Consider the following 17,150-nt stretch of genomic DNA (forward strand, 5'->3'; position numbering starts at 1 on the left):
CGGTCGGGTGGGCGGCGGGTCAGTCGGCGTCGGGCGCGGCGTCGTCGTGCACGTCCCAGCCGTGCTCACGCATCAGCCCGGCGACGGCCTCGATGAACGCCTCGCCGCGGGCCGCGTAGGAGCGGAACTGGTCCATCGACGCCGCGGCGGGCGCCATGAGCACGGTGTCGCCGGGGCGGGCCAGGCCGTCGGCCACGCGCACCGCCTCGGCCATCACGGCCGCACCGTCGGCGGGGCCGGTGCCGTCGGCCGTGGCGAGGGGGGCGTGGACGGGGACCTCGGGGGCGTGCGCGGCCAGGGCCGCGCGCAGGGCCGAGGTGTCCCTGCCCAGGAGCACCACCGCGCGGAGCCGGTGGGCGTGCGCGGCCACCAGCTCGTGATAGGTCACGCCCTTGGGCAGGCCGCCGGCCAGCCACACCACGGAGCTGAACGCCGCCAGCGACGCGTCCGCGGCGTGCGGGTTCGTCGCCTTGGAATCGTTGACCCACATCACGTCGCGGGAGGTGGCCACGAGCTGGATGCGATGCTCCCCGCGGTCGTAGGAGCGCAGGCCCTCGGCCACGGCCGCGGGGCTCACCCCGACGGCCCGGGTCAGCGCCGCCGCGGCGGCCGCGTTGGCCACGGTGTGGCGCGGCGCCACCGGGCCCAGGTCGGCGCGCTCGGCCAGGGCGATCGCCTCGTGGCGCCGGTTATCCAGGAACGCACGGTCCACGAGGATCCCGTCCACGACGCCGATGTCGGACAGGCCCGGGGTGTCCGTGGTGAAGCCGATCGCGCGGCAGCCCTCCTGGACGTCCGCGCGCTCCACGAGGGTGCGGGTCAGCGGGTCCTGCTCGTTGAACACGCAGGCCACCCGCGTGTTCGCATACACCTTGCCCTTGGCGGCGGCGTACTCGTCCATCGAGCCGTGCCAGTCCACGTGGTCCTCGGCCAGGTTCAGCACCGCCGATGACGCCGGCGCCAGTCCGTGCGTCCAGTGCAGCTGGAAGCTGGAGAGCTCGAGGGCGAGCACGTCGAAGCCCTCCGGGTCGCGGATCGCGTCGAGCACGGGGGTGCCGACGTTGCCGCAGGCCACCGCCCGACGGCCGTCCGCCCGCAGGATGGCCTCGACCATCGTCACGGTGGTCGTCTTGCCGTTCGTGCCCGTCAGGCACACCCAGTCGGCGGTCTTCCGGCCGGCGCGCTCGCGCAGCCGCCAGGCCAGCTCGACGTCGGACCAGATCGGCAGGCCCGCCGCGTGGGCGGCCATCAGCAGCGGCTGGTCCGGACGCCAGCCCGGGGAGGTCACGACGAGGTCCGCGGCGGCGCCGTCGACCTCGGGCAGCGCCTGCGTGGCCGCCCGGTCGAGCAGGACCTCGCGGACTCCCACGATCCGCAGGGTCTCGGCGCGCGCCCGGTTCTCGGGGCCGTCGTCGCCGTCCACCACCACGACGGCGGCGCCCAGCTCGGCCAGGGTGTCGGCCACGGAGAAGCCGGTGATGCCCAGGCCCGTGACGACGACGCGCAGGCCGGCCCACCCCGGGGCGTCCCAGGACGTGAGGTCGGCGGTGCGGGCGGTGTCGGCGCGGGGCCGGCGCACCGGTGCGGGCGCGGCGTCGGACGCGGGGCCGGTCACGGGGTCACCCCCGCGAGGCCGCCCTGGCGGATGAGCCAGTCGCCGTAGAAGATCGCGAGCCCCACGGTGACGCACATCAGGGACAGCAGCCAGAAGCGGACCACGACGGTCACCTCGGCCCAGCCCTTGAGCTCGAAGTGGTGCTGCAGCGGCGCCATGAGGAACACGCGCTTGCCGCCGGAGACCTTGAACCAGCCCACCTGGATGATGACGGAGAGGGTGATCGCGACCATGAGGCCGGCCAGCACGGCCACCAGGATCTCGGTGCGCGTGAAGATCGCGAAGCCGGCCAGGGCGCCGCCCAGGCCCAGGGAGCCGGTGTCCCCCATGAAGATCTTGGCCGGGGAGGTGTTCCACCAGAGGAAGCCCAGCAGGCTGCCCGTGAGGATCGCCGCGAGCAGGGCGAGGTCCATGGGGTCGCGGACCTCGTAGCAGCCGCGTGTGCCCTCGAGCGCGCACGACTGGCTCGACTGGAAGAGCGACATCAGGACGTAGGCGCCCGTGATCATGGCGGTGGCGCCCGTGGCGAGCCCGTCGAGGCCGTCCGTGAGGTTCACGGCGTTCGTGGTGGCGGTGGTGATGAGGTTCGACCAGATCACGAACAGGATGACGCCGATCGCGGGTCCGGCGAAGGCCAGGTCGAGCCACGGGACGTCCCGGGCGAAGGAGATCGCCGTCGAGGCGGGGGTCAGGCCCCGCTCGTCCGGGAAGTTCAGGGCGAGGACGGCGAAGGCGGTGCCGATCAGGGCCTGGAGGATGATCTTGCCGCGCGGCGTCAGGCCGAGCGAGCGCTGCTTCGTGATCTTCGTGAAGTCGTCCACGAACCCGACGAAGGCCATGCCCACGGTGAGCAGCAACAGGATGAGGCCGGAGGCCGTGGGCCCGCCGAAGTCGACGCCGAGCACCGCGAGCAGCCCGTGGGTGATCAGATACGCCAGCACCAGGGAGCCGATGATGACCGCGCCGCCCATCGTGGGCGTGCCGCGCTTGGTCTTGTGGGTGGTCGGGCCGTCGTCGCGGACGAACTGGCCGTACCCGCGCTTGACGAGGAACCGGATGAACAGCGGGGTGCCGGCGGCCGAGAGGACCAGGCCGAGCACGCCGCCGATGAGCAGTCCGATCACGGTCGGGACTCCTTCGGGGAGGCGGAGGGGGCGGCGATGGCGTCGGCCGTGGCGAGGCGCTCGCCGAGGGCCGCGAGCCCGACGCCGTTGGAGGACTTGACGAGGACGAGGTCGCCGGGGCGCAGGTGCTCGGTGAGGAACGCCTCGGCCTGCGCGGCGTCGTCGACGAAGTGCGCCTCTTCGCCCCAGCTGCCCTCGTTGAGGGCGCCGATGTAGAGCGGCCGGGCTCCGGCGCCCACCACCAGCAGCTGGGCGATGTTCAGGCGCACCACGGACTCGCCCACGAGGGTGTGCTCACGGACGCGGGCATCGCCGAGCTCGAGCATCTCCCCCAGGACGGCCCAGGTGCGGCGGCCGCTGGAGCGGCCGAGGGTGGCCAGCGTCCGGAGCGCGGCGCGCATGGACTCGGGGTTGGCGTTGTACGCGTCATTGATGATCGTGACGCCGTCCGCGCGGTCGGTGCGCTCCATCCGGAAGCGGCTGGCGGGCCCGAGCCCGTCGAGACCACGGGCGATCTCGGCCGGGTCCATGCCGGCGGCGTGGGCGGCCGCGGCGGCGGCCAGCACGTTGTGCACGTGGTGCAGGCCGGTCAGTCCGGAGGCGACCGGGTGCCGCAGGGCGGCCTCCTCCGTCCCGACCTGCAGGTCGAACACGGGGCGCTCCTGGTCGTCGGCGTGCACGTCCCGTGCGGCGACGAGGCCCGACGCACGGCCGGCGGCCACGTCCTCGGCCGCGCGGGCGACGCCCCGCTCGTCCGCGGTGAACCAGGTGATCGGGGCGGCGGTCCGCGCCGCCATGCCGGCGACACGCTCGTCGTCGAGGTTGAGGACGGCGATGCCGTCGGGGCCGAGGGCCTCCACGAGCTCGCCCTTGGTGCGTGCGATGTTCGCCACGCCGCCGAAGCTGCCCGCGTGGGCGGTGCCCACCATGAGCACGACGCCGATGTCCGGGCGCACGAGGTCGCAGAGGTACGCGATGTTGCCGACGTGGTCCGCGCCCATCTCGACCACGAGGAAGCGCGTGTCCAGCTCCGCCCGGAACACCGTGAGCGGCACGCCGACCTCGCCGTTGTACGAGCCGACCGGTGCGACGGTGGGGCCCTGGGTGGCCAGCAGGGCGGCGAGCAGGTCCTTCGTGGTGGTCTTGCCGGCCGAGCCGGTGATGCCGATGACGGTGGTCGGGGAGTGCTCCCGGACGCGGCGCACGACCTCCCGGGCGAGCGCGCCCATCGCGAGCACGGCGTCCTCCACGAGGATCGCCGGGTGCGCGGCGCCGTCGGGGGCGTGCGTGGCGCGCTCGGCGAGCACAGCGGCGGCGCCGGCGCCCAGCGCGGCGTCGATGAAGTCGTGGCCGTCGGCGCGCTCCCCCGGCTTCGCCACGTAGAGCGTGCCCTCGGCGGTGACCTCCCGCGAGTCGGGGGTGACGTGCACCAGCACGGTGGCGGGGTCGAGGGTGGCCGAGAGCGTGCCGGACACGGCCTCGGCGATCTGGGCTGCGGTGAGAGCGATCATGACTCGATGACCTTACCCTCGCGGGCGGGGCCGGAGCCCGAGGCGGAGGCCGCCGCGACACGGGCGGCCAGGGCCTCGCGGAGGGCCACCCGATCGTCCAGCGGGACGAGCTCGCCGTCGTAGTCCATCGTGGTCTCGTGCCCGCGGCCGGCCAGGAGGATGCCGTCCTGCGGCCCCGCCAGCTCCACGGCGCGGCGGATGGCCGCGGCACGGTCGGCCACCTCCTCGATCACGACCGTGCGGCCCTCCTCCCGCGCGATGCGGTCGGCCTCGGCGCGGGCGCCGGCGAGGATGTGGGCACGGATCGGGGCCGGGTCCTCCGAGTGGGGGGTGTCGTCGGTGACGATCACCACATCCGCCGCCCGGGCCGCGATCGCGCCCATCACGGGCCGCTTGTCACGGTCACGGTCACCGGCGGAGCCGAACACGATCAGGGTGCGGCCGCGCGTCCCGGCCGCCGCCCGGGCGTCGGCGAGGGAGCGCAGCGCCTGGACCATGCCGTCCGGGTTGTGCGCGAAGTCGACGACGGCGTCCGGCTCGCGGCCCACGACCTCCATCCGTCCCGGGACGGCGGCGGCCAGAGGGCCCTCGCCCGCGGGCACGTCCAGGACGGCGGCGAGCGCGTCCAGGTGCTCCTCCCCCACGGCGTGCAGCACGAGCAGGACCGCGAGGGCCGCGTTGGCCACGTTGAAGCGGCCCGGCAGACCGACGGAGGCCCGCAGCTCCCGGCCCGTGGCCGCGTGGCGCAGCGTGAAGCGATGGCCGAGGCCGTCCGGCGCGAGCTCGGCGACCTCCCAGTCCGCCCGGAGGCCGGGGTCGTGTTCGGCCAGGGCGCCCGGCGTCGGCGCGGCCGGCCCGAGGGCGAGCGTGGTGACGGGAGCGCCGGCGGCCCGGGCCATGGCGACGCCCCAGCGGGGCCCCTCGCCGCCGTCGAGCGTGATGACGGCGTGGTCGGTGCGAGCGGGGTCGAACAGACCGGCCTTGGCCGCGAAGTACTCCTGCATCGAGCCGTGCATGTCCAGGTGGTCCTGGGTCAGGTTGGTGAACCCGGCCACCGCGTAGCGCAGGCCGGCGATCCGCTGATACGCCACGGCGTGGGAGGAGACCTCCATGACGGCGGTGTCCACCTCCTCCTCGCGCATGAGCGCCATGAGGGCGTGCAGCTGGGTGGCCTCGGGCGTGGTGAGCGTGGAGGGGACCTCCCGCTCCCCCGCGCGGATCAGGATCGTGCCCACGATGCCCGACCGGCGCCCCAGGGCCTCGAGCAGCGCGGCGGCGAGGAAGCTCGTGGTGGTCTTGCCGTTGGTGCCGGTCACGCCGACCAGGCGCGGGCCGGCGTCGCCCCCGCCGCCGTAGACGCGGGCCGCCACGGTGCCGGCGGCGGTGCGCACGGCGTCGACCTCGAGCACCGGGACGTCGGCCAGGCCCTGCTCCGCCAGGAGCGCGCGGCCCGCCGCGTCCGTCAGGACTCCGACGGCGCCGGCCTCCAGCGCCGTGGCCGCGAACGCCGCGCCGTGGGCGCGCGCCCCCGGAACGGCGACGTAGAGGTCGCCCGGGCGCACGACACGCGAGTCGAGGCTGACCCCCGTGACGCCGTCGGCCGGGGCCGCGCCGTGGACGTGGGCCGCGATCCCCGCCTCGGCCAGCGCCCGTGCGAGGGCGGGCCAGGCCGTGGCGGGGGTGTGGGAGGGCCGGAAGGCGGCGTCCTGCTGGGCCGAGGTCAGCGGCGCAGGGGGGTCGCTCGGGGTGGTCATGGGGGTGCTCCTGGGGTGCTCGGGGCCGGAGGCGTGGGTCACCACGGCCGGTCCTGCGGATCGTCCACGAAGACGCGGTAGTCGTTCGGCTCGGCTCCGGTGGCGGGCACGTCCGCCTGGCGGAGCATGTACTCCATGATCGTGGCGGCCGCGACGGACACGTCCCGGGAGCCCTGCTTGGACGGCGGCCGATGCATGGACACGGACACCACGAAGCGGGGGTCGTCGAGCGGGGCGACGGCGGTGAAGCCGAGGTTGTAGCCGTCGTACGTGCCGGTGTCGCTCGCAGCCTCGGCGGTGGAGGACTTGCCGCCCACGCGATAGCCGGGGATCGCGGCGGCCTTGCTGGTGCCCTGCGTCACGACGGTCTCCATCATGCGGAGCATCTGCGCCGCCGTCTCCTCGGAGACCACGCGGTGGGGCTCCGCGGACGACTCCCAGCGCTTCTCCGCGCCGTCGCCGTCCACCGTGGCGTCGATCAGCCGGGCCGGGATCAGCACGCCGCCGTTGGCGAGGGCCTGGTACATCTGGGCGGTGTGCAGGGTGGTCTGGGTGTAGCCCTGGCCGAAGGCCGTGGTCAGACGCTGGCGGCCGTCCCACCGCTCGGGCGGGACGAGGACGCTGCCCGCCTGCTGCGGCAGGCCGAGGTCGATGGGCCGGCCGACCCCGAAGGAGCGCATGTACTCGTAGCGCTGCTCGTCCGTGATCTTCTCGGCGATCTGCACCGTGCCCGTGTTGTAGGAGCGTGCGTAGATGCCGGCCACGGTCATGTCGAACGTCGGGTGCGGGGAGAAGTCTTTGATGGTCTGCCCGTCGAAGTCCTGGCTGCCGGGGACGGTGAAGCCGTCCGTGGCGGTGACCTTCCCGGCGTCGACGGCGGCCGCGATCGGCAGCGCCTTGCCCGTGGAGCCCGGCTCGTACGGGGTGCTCATCACGGTGGAGGTGCGGAAGTTCTCCTCGGTGGCGTCGGGGTCGGCGGGGTCCACCGTGGTGGAGTCCGCCATGACGATCACGTCGCCCGTCTTCACGTCCATCACGACGGCGTTCGCCCACTCCGCCTCGTACTCGGCGGCGAGGGCGCCGAGGGTCTCCTGCGCGAACCACTGGGCGTCCTTGTCCACGGTCAGGCGCAGGTCGGCGCCGTCCACGGCCGGAACCTCCTCGAGCGGGGCGTTGGGGATGCGGATGCCGTCTGCGCCCACCTCGAACGTGCGGGTGCCCGGGGTGCCGGTCATGACGTCGTCCTGGCTGAGCTCGAGGCCCTCGAGGGCGGTGCCGTCGCCACCCATGAAGCCGATGATGCTGCCGGCGACCGACCCGTTCGGGTAGGTGCGGCGGTCCACCGCCTCGGAGAGCAGGCCCGGCACGTTGAGCGCCATGGCCTTGTCCCGCACCTCCGGGGTCACGGAGCGACGCACCACGGCGTACGGGCGGGAGCCGATGGTGGCCTCGCGCACCTCCTCCTCCGACATGCCGAGCACCTCGGCCAGGCTGGCCAGGCGGGAGTCCACGTCCACCAGCACGGTCTCCCGGGCCTCGCGGTCCCATTCGTTGAAGTCCTTGACGAGGCGCTGGTCCACGACGATGTCGTAGCGGCGCACGCTGGCGGCCAGCACGTCGCCGTCGCGGTCCAGGATGGACCCGCGCTGCGGCAGGGTCTCCTGGTGGGTCAGGCGCTGGTCCATGGCCGCCGCGGCCTGCCCCGTGGGGTCGATGCCCTGCACGTAGACGAGCCGCAGTGCGAGCCCGCCGAGCAGGACGAAGACGAGCAGGAGAAGGATGCGGGTGCGCACGGCGGGGTGCCCGGGAGCGGGCCCGACCGTCGATCCGCCGCGGGGAAGGTGCGAGGCGGGACGGTCGATCAACGGTCGGCGGCGTCCTGGTCGGGGGCGGCGGAGGCGTCCGCGCCGCTGAAGGTGCGCGGTCCCTCGATCTCGTCCTGGCCGTCGTCGGACGCCCCCTGGCGGACCGCGTCCGCGTCCGCCGGCGGCGCGACGTAGGTGGCGGAGATGTCGCCGTCCTGGGCCGCCTGGGCCTCGCCGCCGAACTGGCCCGTGCCCGCGTCCACGGAGGCGGTGCCGGCGGGGGCGACCATCCCGAGGGCGTCGGCGCGCGCGGCCAGGTTCTGCGGCGCCTCGAGGTGGCCCACCTGCTCGGCCAGCCGCTCATTGGTCTCGGTGACGGCCTGCTGCTCCTGGCGCAGGTCCAGGAGGGCGTACTGCCGGTTGGACATCGTGATGTTCATGACGAGCACCGCCGCGAGCGCGGCGAGCACCACGAGGACGCACAGCACGGTCACGCCGGAGCGGGATCGGGGCAGCGGGGCGGGCACCACCGAGAGCGGCGTGCGCTCCTGCGGAGCCGGCCGCGCGGGGGCGACGGGGGTCGACCCGGGGCGCAGCGACTCTGCGATCCGTGCGTGTGCGGCCATGCTCATCTCCTCGTGCAGCGTCATGCCGTGGTCCTGGACGTCCTGATCTTCTCAACCGCACGCACTTTCGCGGAGGAGGCGCGACGGTTCTCTGAGATTTCTTCTTCGGTGGGCTTCTCGGTGCCGCGGGTGAGCACCCGCACCACGGGTTCGTGCTCCTCCAGCACCACCGGGAACCCCGGGGGCGCCGTGGACGTGGCCCACGCGCTCAGGTGCCGCTTCGTGATCCGGTCCTCGAGGGAGTGGTAGCTCATCACCACGAGGCGGCCGCCCACGTGGAGGGCGTCGAGGATGGCGGGCACGGCGGCGTCGAGGATGTCGAGCTCCTCGTTCACGGCGATGCGCAGGGCCTGGAAGGTGCGCTTGGCCGGGTGCCCGCCGGTGGCCCCCGCGGCGACGGGGACGGCCGAGCGGATCACCTCGACGAGGCGGCCGGTGGTCTCGATGGGGGCCTCGGCGCGGGCCCGGACGATGGCCCGTGCGATGGGGCCGGCGAAGCGCTCCTCACCGTCGCGACGGATGATCCGGCGCAGCTCCTGCTCGTCCAGCTCCGCCACGAGCGTCGCGGCGGAGCGCTCGGCGGTGTCGTCCATGCGCATGTCCAGCGGAGCGTCGTAGGAGTAGGCGAAGCCACGCTCCCGGTCGTCCAGCTGGTAGGAGGACACGCCGAGGTCGTAGAGCGCGGCGTCGACCTTCGTGACGCCCGCGGCGGCCATGGCCTCGGGCACCCGGTCGTAGGTGCCGTGGAAGGGGATCAGACGGTCGGCGAGGGGGCCGAGGCGCTCGGCGGCCATGGCCTGGGCGTGGGCGTCGCGGTCGATGCCGATGACGCGCAGGTGGGGGAACCGGGTCAGCAGGGCCTCGGTGTGCCCGCCCATGCCCAGCGTGCCGTCGACGGCGACGGGCGTGCGGCCGGCCTCGAGCGCGGCCTGGACGGCGGGGGCGAGGAGGTCGACGACGCGGTCCCGCATCACGGGCAGGTGGCGGTCCTCGGGGCGCGGCTGGCCTGCGTCCACTCTCGACCTCCTGCTCACATCGCGGTCCTGGCGGACCTCGGGCGGGATCCCCATCCGTCCGCCGCCACGCCTGGCCCAGGGGAAGACGGGTCAGGTGCGGCGGCGTCGGCTGGAGGTCTCGCTCGAGGTCGGGTGGTCACGGTCAGAAGACGCCGGGCAGGACGTCCTCGTCGGTCTCGGAGAAGGCGGCTTCCTGCTCGGCGAGGTAGGTGTTCCAGGACTCCGAGTCCCAGATCTCCACCCGCGTCCCCGCGCCGATCACGGTCACGTCCCGGTCCAGCCCCGCGTACTGCCGCAGCGGCGCCGGCACGGTCACCCGACCCTGCTTGTCCGGGACCTCGTCCGACGCCCCCGAGAGGAAGACGCGGATGTAGTCACGGGCCTGGCGGGAGGACAGTGGAGCCGACCTCATCTGCTCGTGGACCCGCTCGAACTCACGAGCGCTGAACACGTAGATGCAGCGCTCCTGACCCCGGGTCAGGACCAGCCCCTCCGCCAGCTCCTCGCGGAACTTGGCGGGGAGGATCAGCCGGGACTTCTCGTCGAGCCGGGGGGTGTACGTGCCCAAGAACACGGCACACCCCCTGGCTCGTCGAGCGGTCCCTCCCGACCAAGGTCGGGACCCATGCTCTCTCCTTTCCTCCACATTACCCCACTTCCCTCCACCATCAACCCAGGAACGCGGGTCCCGGCGCCACGGGCGTGTCGAGGCTTCCGGGTCCGGCGCGCCATCCCGCGGGTCCCGGGGCCGGCGTCGCCGTGGAGGGAAGTGGAGGACCGGTGGGCCCCCGGTGGAGGGCCGCGGCGACGACGGGGCCTCGGGCAGCGCAAAGGCCCCGATCCGGAGCGGATCGGGGCCTGGAGTGGAGGAGGGTGGGGGCCCGGCGGGCCAGGCGCTCAGTCGCCTCGGGCCCGCCGCTCGTCCCAGCGCCGCTCGAGGCGGCCCATGAAGTCGCCGCCCCCCTGCCGTCGCGGTGCGCCCGACCGTCGGGCCACCGGGCCCGAGGCCCCGGAGGCGACGGCGCGCGGCCGCGTGGTCAGCAGGAAGATGCCGGCCCCGATGACGACGACGCCGAGCACGCCCAGCAGGATCGCGTGGTTGGCGACCCCGAGGACCACGACGAGCAGCCCGACCACTGCGAGGACGGCCCCGGCCACGACGCGACCCACGGGCAGCCGGTGCCGCCCCGTGTCCGCCATCTGGGTGGCCAGCCGGGGGTCCTCGGTGCGCAGCTGCTGCTCCAGCTGGTCCAGCATCCGCTGCTCATGCTCTGAGAGGGGCATGGCGACTCCTTCGAACGCGGCCTCCGACACCTCCGGGACCGGGAGGGGACGCCCGCGCGTCCGACTTGCCCTCCAGGATAGGACCTGCCGCCCCACCCTAGCCAGGTGGCGACGTCGCCGGCCCCGGAACCCCTCACTCCCGATCCGGGCCTCCGGGGCCCGGCCGCGGCGCGTCCCGGCGGGCGTCGGCGCGGGCCTCGCGTCGTCCCAGCAGCGACGCCGGCCGCACGGCCGCCGTCGGGAAGCGCCGGGCGACGGCGTCCAGGGCGGCCTCGGCACCGGCCCAGTCGCCCTCCTCCGACGCCTCGTCCTCCGTCCCCCAGGCGGGACCGCCGAAGAGCGCCTCCTGGGCCGGAGGCTGATCGGCCTCGCCCCCGAGGCGCTCGGCGCGCACGCCCACGAGCCGGATCGGATGCGGCCGTTCGGCGTGCAGCTCGCGGACGAGCCGCCGCGCCGGGCCGAGGAGGTCGTGGCCCGTGGCGGTCGGCCGGGCGAGGCGGGCGGTGCGGCTGCGGACCGACCCGTCCGGCGCCTTGAGGCGGACCGTGACCGCGCCGGCGGTGACCCCCTCCGCGCGCAGCCGGGCCGCGACCCGGTGACACAGGCGCAGGACCTCCGGGTCGACGCCCGCGACGTCGACGGGGTCGACGTCGAAGGTGTGGTCCGCGCCGATGCTGCGGGCCGCCGGGCGCGGGGCGACGGGGCGCGGGTCGATGCCCCGGGCGAGCGACGCCCACTCCCGGCCGGCGGCCCCGAACGACGCCTCCAGCCGCGCGGGGTCCACCCGGGCGAGGTCGCCGATGGTCGCCACCCCCCGCCGGGCGAGCCGCTCGGCCGCCTTGGGGCCCACGCCCCACAGCCGGCCCACGGGCAGCGGATGGAGGAAGTCCAGGGTGCGCTCCGGCGGCACGATCAGCAGGCCGTCTGGCTTGGCCGCGGTGGACGCCGTCTTGGCCACGAACTTCACGGCCGAGCCGCCCACGGTGCACGGCAGCCCCAGCTCGGAGCGGACGCGCTCCCGGATCAGGTGGCCGATGTGCTCGGGCGGGCCGAGCCGGCGGCGGGCGCCGGCGACGTCGAGGAACGCCTCGTCCACGCTGAGCTGCTCCATCACGGGGGTCACGTCCGCGAACACGGCCATCACCTCGGCGGAGACGGCCCGGTAGAGCTGCTGGCGCGGCGGGATGACCACGAGCGGCGGGCACAGGGCGCGGGCGTGCGCCAGGGGCATCGCCGAGCGGATCCCGTAGGCCCGCGCCGCATACGAGGCGGAGAGCACCACGGACCGGCCGCTCGGGGCGGCGACGGCGGCGGGACGCCCCTCGAGGTCGGGCCGTTCGCGCAGCTCGACGGACAGGAAGAACGCGTCCATGTCCACGTGCAGGATCGTCGCCTCATCGCGGGGTGCAGCGGGCGCGGTCTCGGACATGGACCGAGCCTATCCGGGACCGGCGAGCCGCCGCGCGGCGCGGCTAGGGTGGGGCCATGCCCGCCGACGTCGCCGTCCCCCGCCCCCGTCCCGCCGACCAGGACCGCTTCCGCGCCGCTGTCGCCGACGCCCTCGACCGCCTGCTGGCGGAGCACCGCGAACGCGCCCGGGACGTCCACCCGCTGACGGCGCCCCTCGTGGACGCGATCGCGGACCTGACCGCGGGCGGCAAGCGCCTGCGCGCCGTCCTGGCCTGGCTCGGCTGGCGGGCGGCCGGCGGCGAGGCGGAGGACCCCCGCATCGCCGAGGCGGGCGCGGCGTTCGAGCTGTTCCAGGCCGCGGCGCTGATCCACGACGACATCCTGGACCGCTCGGACACCCGCCGCGGGATGCCCAGCGTGCACCGCCGCTTCGAGTCCCTCCACCGGGAGGCGGGCTGGCGCCACGCCGCGGAGCACTTCGGCGTCTCCGCCGCGATCCTCGCCGGCGACGTCGCCCTGGGGATGAGCGAGACGGCCTTCGCGCGCGTCCTCGCCGGCACGCCCCGGGAGGACCGGGCGCGGGCCGAGCTCGAGCGGATGCGCTTCGGCGTGATGGCGGGTCAGTACCTCGACGTGGTGGCCGAGATGGCCCCGGCGGCGCGCGACGCCCGCGAGGCCGAGGCGGCCGCCGAGGCGGTGGTGGAGCACAAGTCGGCGCGCTATTCGGCGGTGCACCCGCTCGCCCTCGGGGGGCTGCTGGCGGGGGCGGACGACGGGCTGGTGACCGCGTTCGCCCGGGTGTCGCTGCCGTTCGGCATGGCCTTCCAGTACCGCGACGACCTGCTCGGCGTGTTCGGCGATCCGGCGACCACGGGCAAGCCCGCGGGCGACGACCTGCGGGAGGGGAAGCAGACGGTGCTCATCGCCCGCGCCGTCGAGCTGCTCGCCCCGGACGAGGCCGCCGCGCTCGACGCGGACCTCGGCGACCCGGACCTCGGCGCGGACCGGGTGGCCCACTGGCAGGCCGTCCTCGAGGCGTGCGGCGCACGCCGGGCCGTCGAAGAGCGGGTCGCGGCGCTCTCGCACGAGGCGGCCGGGGCCGTGGCGGGCCTGCTCGCGCACGGCGTCCCCGAGGACGTGAGCGCCGAGCTCACGCGGCTGATCGACGCCTACACGTCGCGCCGCCACTGAGCGGCACGGACCCCGCGGGCGGATGACCGCCCGCGGGGCCGGCTCACCAGGCCAGGGCCTGGGCGCGGCGCCGGATCTCGGTCTTCCGGCCGTCCCGGAGTGCGTCGATGGGCCGGCCGGGCAACGACTCGTCCTCGGTGAACAGCCAACGGAGGGCCTCCTCGTCGGAGAAGCCGGCGTCGGCCAGCAGCACGAGCGTGCCCTGCAGGGAGTCGAGCACGCCGGTCTCGGTGAGGAACAGGGCCGGCACGGACCGCACCGCGGGCTCGGGACGACGCACGGCCAGCAGGCGGCGATCATGCACGAGGTTGTGGACGCGGGTCACGCGCTGGTCGAGGTGTTCCGCCACGTCGGGCACGGAGAGCCACTCGCCCACGAGGGCGTCGAGCTCGGCGGGGATCGCGTCAGCGGGGACCGGGGTGTCGGAGGAAGTGGTGCTCACGGGCGCCAGCCTACGTGGCCGCCGACGGGCCCGGCCCACCGCGCCCCGGACGGCATGGATCTCGGTATGGTCACGAAGATCACATTCCGATAACATCGCCGAGGCTCCACGGCCGGGCGCCGACGTCGTCGGTCGACCGCGGGGGGCCACGGGTCCCGCCCGTCACTTCCCCGTCGTGTTCCATCCGTCCGATCCGATGCCGAGGTCTGCCGTGTCCCACACCCCGTCCGCTCCCGCCGCCTGCGCTCCGTCCTGACCGGCGGCGCGGTGCCCCTGCTGCTGCTCACCGGTCTGCCCGCCCAGGCCCACGCCCAGGAGGCTGCGGTGCACACCGTGCGCCCGGGCGACACCCTCACCCGGATCTCGGCCGCCCGCGGCGTCTCCGTCGCCGACCTGCTGCGGTTCAACGGCCTGGGCCTGGAGACCGTGCTCTACCCGGGTGACGAGCTCCGCCTGACCGGCGCGGCGGCCCCGGCCCCGGCCGTCGGGACCTACACGGTGCAGCCGAACGACGGGTGGTGGATCATCGCCCGCCGCACCGGCGTCTCCGCCGCGCAGCTGCAGCGGCTCAACGGCATGAGCGCGTCGAGCATGCTCCACCCGGGCATGGTCCTGACCACGCAGCGCACGGCCGCCGCACCGAAGACCCCCGCGTCGACCGCCCCCGCGCCGGCCTCGAAGGCCCCGGCGGCCGCCGGCGAGACGGTCCGGTACACCGTGGTCTCCGGCGACTCCCTCTGGGGGATCTCCCAGCGGTTCGAGGTCTCCATCCCCCGTCTGCGCGAGCTCAACGGCCTGACGCGGGCCTCGACGCTACACCCCGGCGACGTGCTCGTGATCTCCGACGGCACCCTCGAGGTGGAGCCGGTCTCCGCCGTCCAGGCGGTCGGCGACACCTTCCTCGGCCGCACCGACGCGCCGCACGTCACGGCCTCGGCGAACGAGAACCTGCGCCTGCTGCGCTCCGTCCCGCAGCCCACCCCCGAGCAGATGCAGCAGATCGTCCGCGAGACCGCCGAGCGGATGGGCGTGGACCCCCGCCTGGCCCTGGGCCACGCGTACACCGAGTCCCGCTTCCGCATGGCCTCGGTCTCCCCCGGCAACGCCGTGGGGGCGATGCAGGTCATCCCGATCACGGGCGAGTTCGCCTCGGAGCTGGTGGGCCGCGAGCTGAACCTGCTGGACCCCTACGACAACGCGGTGGCCGGCGTCGCGTTCATCAAGTACGTGCAGGACCGCACCCCCACACTCGATGAGGGCATCGGGGCCTACTACCAGGGCCTCGGCGGGGTGCTGGACAGCGGCCTGAACCCGGAGGCACGGGACTACGTGGCCAAGGTGCGCGCCGCCATGGCGATGTTCTGATCCGCCGGCGGCGGACCGCCCCGAGGGGGTCCGCCGCCTGTCCTACCCTGGGACGATGAGCAGCGCACGCCGGGACCCCCTCGTGGGGGACATCGTCGACGGCCGCTACCGAGTCGTCGAGCGGCTGGCCCGGGGCGGCATGTCCACCGTCTACCTGGCCGTGGACGAGCGTCTCGACCGCGAGGTGGCGCTCAAGGTCATGCACCCGCACCTGGCGGAGGACCCCGTCCTCGTCGGCCGGTTCGAGCAGGAGGCCAAGACGGCGGCGCGGCTGTCCCATCCGCACGTCGTCGCGGTCCTGGACCAGGGCCACACCGAGGCCGAGGACGGCGACGTGCTGGCCTACCTCGTGATGGAGCACGTGCCCGGCCGCACGCTGCGCACCGTCATCCGGGACCGTGCACCGCTCTCACCCCGGGAGGCGCTGCGGTTCCTGCGTCCGCTCGTCGACGGCCTGGCCGCCGCGCACCGCGCCGGGCTGGTGCACCGGGACGTGAAGCCCGAGAACGTGCTCGTCCGCGACGACGGGCGGGTGACGGTCGCGGACTTCGGCCTGTCCCGTGCCGCCACGGCCCACACCCTGGCCGGGCAGGCCGTCGTGGGCACGCCCGCCTACCTCGCCCCCGAGCACATCGCCGGGGCGCCCGCCGACGCCCGCTCCGACGTGTACGCCGTGGGCATCATCCTGTTCGAGCTGCTCACGGGCCGCCAGCCGTACACCGCGGCGACCGCGTTGCAGGTCGCCTACCGGCATGTCCACGAGCGGGTCCCCGTGCCGTCCACGCTGCACCCCGGGCTCCCCGAGGATCTCGACGACCTCGTGCTGTGGTGCACCGAGCCGGACCCGGCCGACCGGCCCGCCGGTGCCGGCGAGCTCCTGCACCGCATCGACGCCGTGGCGGCGGGCCTGGACCCCGACGAACCGGACCGCCACCCCGCCGAGGGCCCGGATGCGGAGCCGGCGGTGGGCGCCCCCGCCGCCGATGGCCCCGAGGACGCAGCCCCGGACGGGAACCTGGAGACCCGGGCCCTCGACGCCGGCGACCACCACGCGACGCGCCTGCTCCCCGCCCTGGCCGAGTCCGACCTCGACGCGGACATGACCGACGTCATCGACACCCGTGCGGCGACGCGCGGGGCCGACCGGCGGCCCGCCGCGCATCCGGCGGAGCCGATCGGCCCGCTCGGGCTCGACCCCGCTCCGGCGGACCGGCATCCGGGGCGCGAGTCCCCGCGGCGGCTGCGTCGGGCGGCCCGCCGCCCCGCCCTCGACCTCGGCCAGGGCACCGGCCGGACCGCCGCGATCGGCGCGGCCGTGACCCTGCTGCTCACCGGCGTCGCCCTGCTGCTGGGCTGGACGCTGGGCTCCGGCGGCCTCGGAGTCGGAGGTGTGGCGGTGGTCCCCGACCTCGACGGGCTGGCCCGGGAGGCGGCGGAGGAACGGCTGACCGCCGCGGGCTTCACCGCGGCGGTCACGGCCCGGCACGACGAACTCCGCACGGAGGGCACGGTCGTCGCCAGCTCGCCCGCGGCCGGGGAGCCGGCAGGGCGCGGCACCCCCGTCGAGCTCACCGTCTCCGCCGGCCCCGCGCCGGTGCCGGTGCCGGACCTGACCGGCGTCGTGATCCGGCGGGCCCACGGCGTGGCCCGGGACGCCCGATTCACCGTGGAGGTCGCGGAGCGCCGCACCGATCCCGCAGTGCCGGCCGGGGCCGTGATCGAGCAGCACCCGGCCCCCGGCGAGCAGGCGACGCCGGGCACCGCGGTCCGCGTGGTGCTCTCCGAAGGCCGCGCCGTGCGCCCGGTGCCGGACGTGACCGGGCAGGATTCGGAGATGGCGGGCACGACGCTGGCGGACGACGGCTGGGACGCCCGCGTGCATCGCCTGCCGCTGCCGCTCTCCGGCCGGGGCGAGTCCCGGGTCCTGCACCAGTCCCCCGCCGCCGGGACCGCCCTGCCCGAGGGCACCGCGGTCCACGTCTGGGTCGGCTGAGCCGGGGCGTGCCC

The 17,150-nt window shown here is 75.2% G+C and carries 14 protein-coding genes; 3 read left to right on the forward strand and 11 right to left on the reverse strand.

Going from position 1 to position 17,150, the window contains the following annotated elements; genetic code table 11:
• Window positions 1-19: 19 nt before the first annotated feature.
• The 10 genes from murD to dinB form a co-directional block, all read right to left on the reverse strand.
• Window positions 20-1,615: a UDP-N-acetylmuramoyl-L-alanine--D-glutamate ligase gene (gene murD / locus AC0VX2_RS06700; RefSeq protein ID WP_169577779.1), complete on the reverse strand. Its 1,596-nt coding sequence runs from the start codon at window positions 1,613-1,615 to the stop codon at window positions 20-22.
• Window positions 1,612-2,739, reverse strand: a complete 1,128-nt coding sequence (gene mraY / locus AC0VX2_RS06705) for a phospho-N-acetylmuramoyl-pentapeptide-transferase (protein ID WP_036341564.1) — start codon at window positions 2,737-2,739, stop codon at window positions 1,612-1,614. The genes murD and mraY overlap by 4 nt, the downstream gene beginning before the upstream one ends.
• The gene (locus AC0VX2_RS06710) at window positions 2,736-4,250 is read right to left on the reverse strand and encodes a UDP-N-acetylmuramoyl-tripeptide--D-alanyl-D-alanine ligase (RefSeq protein ID WP_036341567.1); all 1,515 of its coding nucleotides are present in this window, start codon (window positions 4,248-4,250) and stop codon (window positions 2,736-2,738) included. The genes mraY and AC0VX2_RS06710 overlap by 4 nt, the downstream gene beginning before the upstream one ends.
• Window positions 4,247-6,004: a Mur ligase family protein gene (locus AC0VX2_RS06715; protein ID WP_251393415.1), complete on the reverse strand. Its 1,758-nt coding sequence runs from the start codon at window positions 6,002-6,004 to the stop codon at window positions 4,247-4,249. The genes AC0VX2_RS06710 and AC0VX2_RS06715 overlap by 4 nt, the downstream gene beginning before the upstream one ends.
• 38 nt (window positions 6,005-6,042) lie before the next feature.
• On the reverse strand, window positions 6,043-7,797 hold the full coding sequence (locus tag AC0VX2_RS06720; RefSeq protein WP_251393416.1) for a peptidoglycan D,D-transpeptidase FtsI family protein: 1,755 nt from the start codon (window positions 7,795-7,797) through the stop codon (window positions 6,043-6,045).
• 68 nt (window positions 7,798-7,865) lie between these two features.
• On the reverse strand, window positions 7,866-8,435 hold the full coding sequence (gene ftsL, locus AC0VX2_RS06725) for a cell division protein FtsL (protein ID WP_251393417.1): 570 nt from the start codon (window positions 8,433-8,435) through the stop codon (window positions 7,866-7,868).
• A 20-nt stretch (window positions 8,436-8,455) separates the two neighbouring features.
• Window positions 8,456-9,451 (reverse strand): 16S rRNA (cytosine(1402)-N(4))-methyltransferase RsmH, encoded by a 996-nt coding sequence (gene rsmH, locus AC0VX2_RS06730; protein WP_144818922.1) that lies wholly within the window; start codon window positions 9,449-9,451, stop codon window positions 8,456-8,458.
• 142 nt (window positions 9,452-9,593) lie between these two features.
• Window positions 9,594-10,025: a division/cell wall cluster transcriptional repressor MraZ gene (gene mraZ, locus AC0VX2_RS06735; protein WP_002854575.1), complete on the reverse strand. Its 432-nt coding sequence runs from the start codon at window positions 10,023-10,025 to the stop codon at window positions 9,594-9,596.
• Between the two features lie 323 nt (window positions 10,026-10,348).
• Complete coding sequence (locus AC0VX2_RS06740; RefSeq protein ID WP_002854577.1) at window positions 10,349-10,735, reverse strand: DUF3040 domain-containing protein; 387 nt, start codon at window positions 10,733-10,735, stop codon at window positions 10,349-10,351.
• A gap of 133 nt (window positions 10,736-10,868) precedes the next feature.
• Complete coding sequence (dinB, locus tag AC0VX2_RS06745; RefSeq protein WP_144819695.1) at window positions 10,869-12,164, reverse strand: DNA polymerase IV; 1,296 nt, start codon at window positions 12,162-12,164, stop codon at window positions 10,869-10,871.
• A gap of 56 nt (window positions 12,165-12,220) precedes the next feature.
• Here dinB and AC0VX2_RS06750 point away from each other — a divergent pair, with 56 nt between their 5' ends.
• On the forward strand, window positions 12,221-13,336 hold the full coding sequence (locus AC0VX2_RS06750; RefSeq protein ID WP_098092497.1) for a polyprenyl synthetase family protein: 1,116 nt from the start codon (window positions 12,221-12,223) through the stop codon (window positions 13,334-13,336).
• A gap of 43 nt (window positions 13,337-13,379) precedes the next feature.
• Here the strand turns inward: AC0VX2_RS06750 and AC0VX2_RS06755 are convergent, their stop codons facing one another.
• Complete coding sequence (locus tag AC0VX2_RS06755) at window positions 13,380-13,778, reverse strand: Rv2175c family DNA-binding protein (protein ID WP_044659490.1); 399 nt, start codon at window positions 13,776-13,778, stop codon at window positions 13,380-13,382.
• Between the two features lie 267 nt (window positions 13,779-14,045).
• Between AC0VX2_RS06755 and AC0VX2_RS06760 the strand changes: the two genes are divergently transcribed.
• Both AC0VX2_RS06760 and pknB read left to right on the forward strand, forming a co-directional pair.
• Complete coding sequence (locus AC0VX2_RS06760) at window positions 14,046-15,143, forward strand: LysM peptidoglycan-binding domain-containing protein (protein ID WP_230297513.1); 1,098 nt, start codon at window positions 14,046-14,048, stop codon at window positions 15,141-15,143.
• Window positions 15,144-15,198: 55 nt separating this feature from the next.
• On the forward strand, window positions 15,199-17,136 hold the full coding sequence (gene pknB / locus AC0VX2_RS06765) for a Stk1 family PASTA domain-containing Ser/Thr kinase (protein WP_230297514.1): 1,938 nt from the start codon (window positions 15,199-15,201) through the stop codon (window positions 17,134-17,136).
• Window positions 17,137-17,150: the final 14 nt, after the last annotated feature.

The sequence above is a fragment of the Micrococcus sp. iso_239 genome (genome assembly GCF_056173395.1).

Excerpts from the sequence above, each read along its gene's own strand:
- AC0VX2_RS06715 (WP_251393415.1), bottom strand. The coding sequence starts at position 6,004 with ATGACCACCCCGAGCGACCCCCCTGCGCCGCTGACCTCGGCCCAGCAG.
- pknB (WP_230297514.1), top strand. The coding sequence starts at position 15,199 with ATGAGCAGCGCACGCCGGGACCCCCTCGTGGGGGACATCGTCGACGGC.
- AC0VX2_RS06740 (WP_002854577.1), bottom strand. The coding sequence starts at position 10,735 with ATGCCCCTCTCAGAGCATGAGCAGCGGATGCTGGACCAGCTGGAGCAG.
- AC0VX2_RS06710 (WP_036341567.1), bottom strand. The coding sequence starts at position 4,250 with ATGATCGCTCTCACCGCAGCCCAGATCGCCGAGGCCGTGTCCGGCACG.
- ftsL (WP_251393417.1), bottom strand. The coding sequence starts at position 8,435 with ATGGCCGCACACGCACGGATCGCAGAGTCGCTGCGCCCCGGGTCGACC.
- AC0VX2_RS06750 (WP_098092497.1), top strand. The coding sequence starts at position 12,221 with ATGCCCGCCGACGTCGCCGTCCCCCGCCCCCGTCCCGCCGACCAGGAC.
- dinB (WP_144819695.1), bottom strand. The coding sequence starts at position 12,164 with ATGTCCGAGACCGCGCCCGCTGCACCCCGCGATGAGGCGACGATCCTG.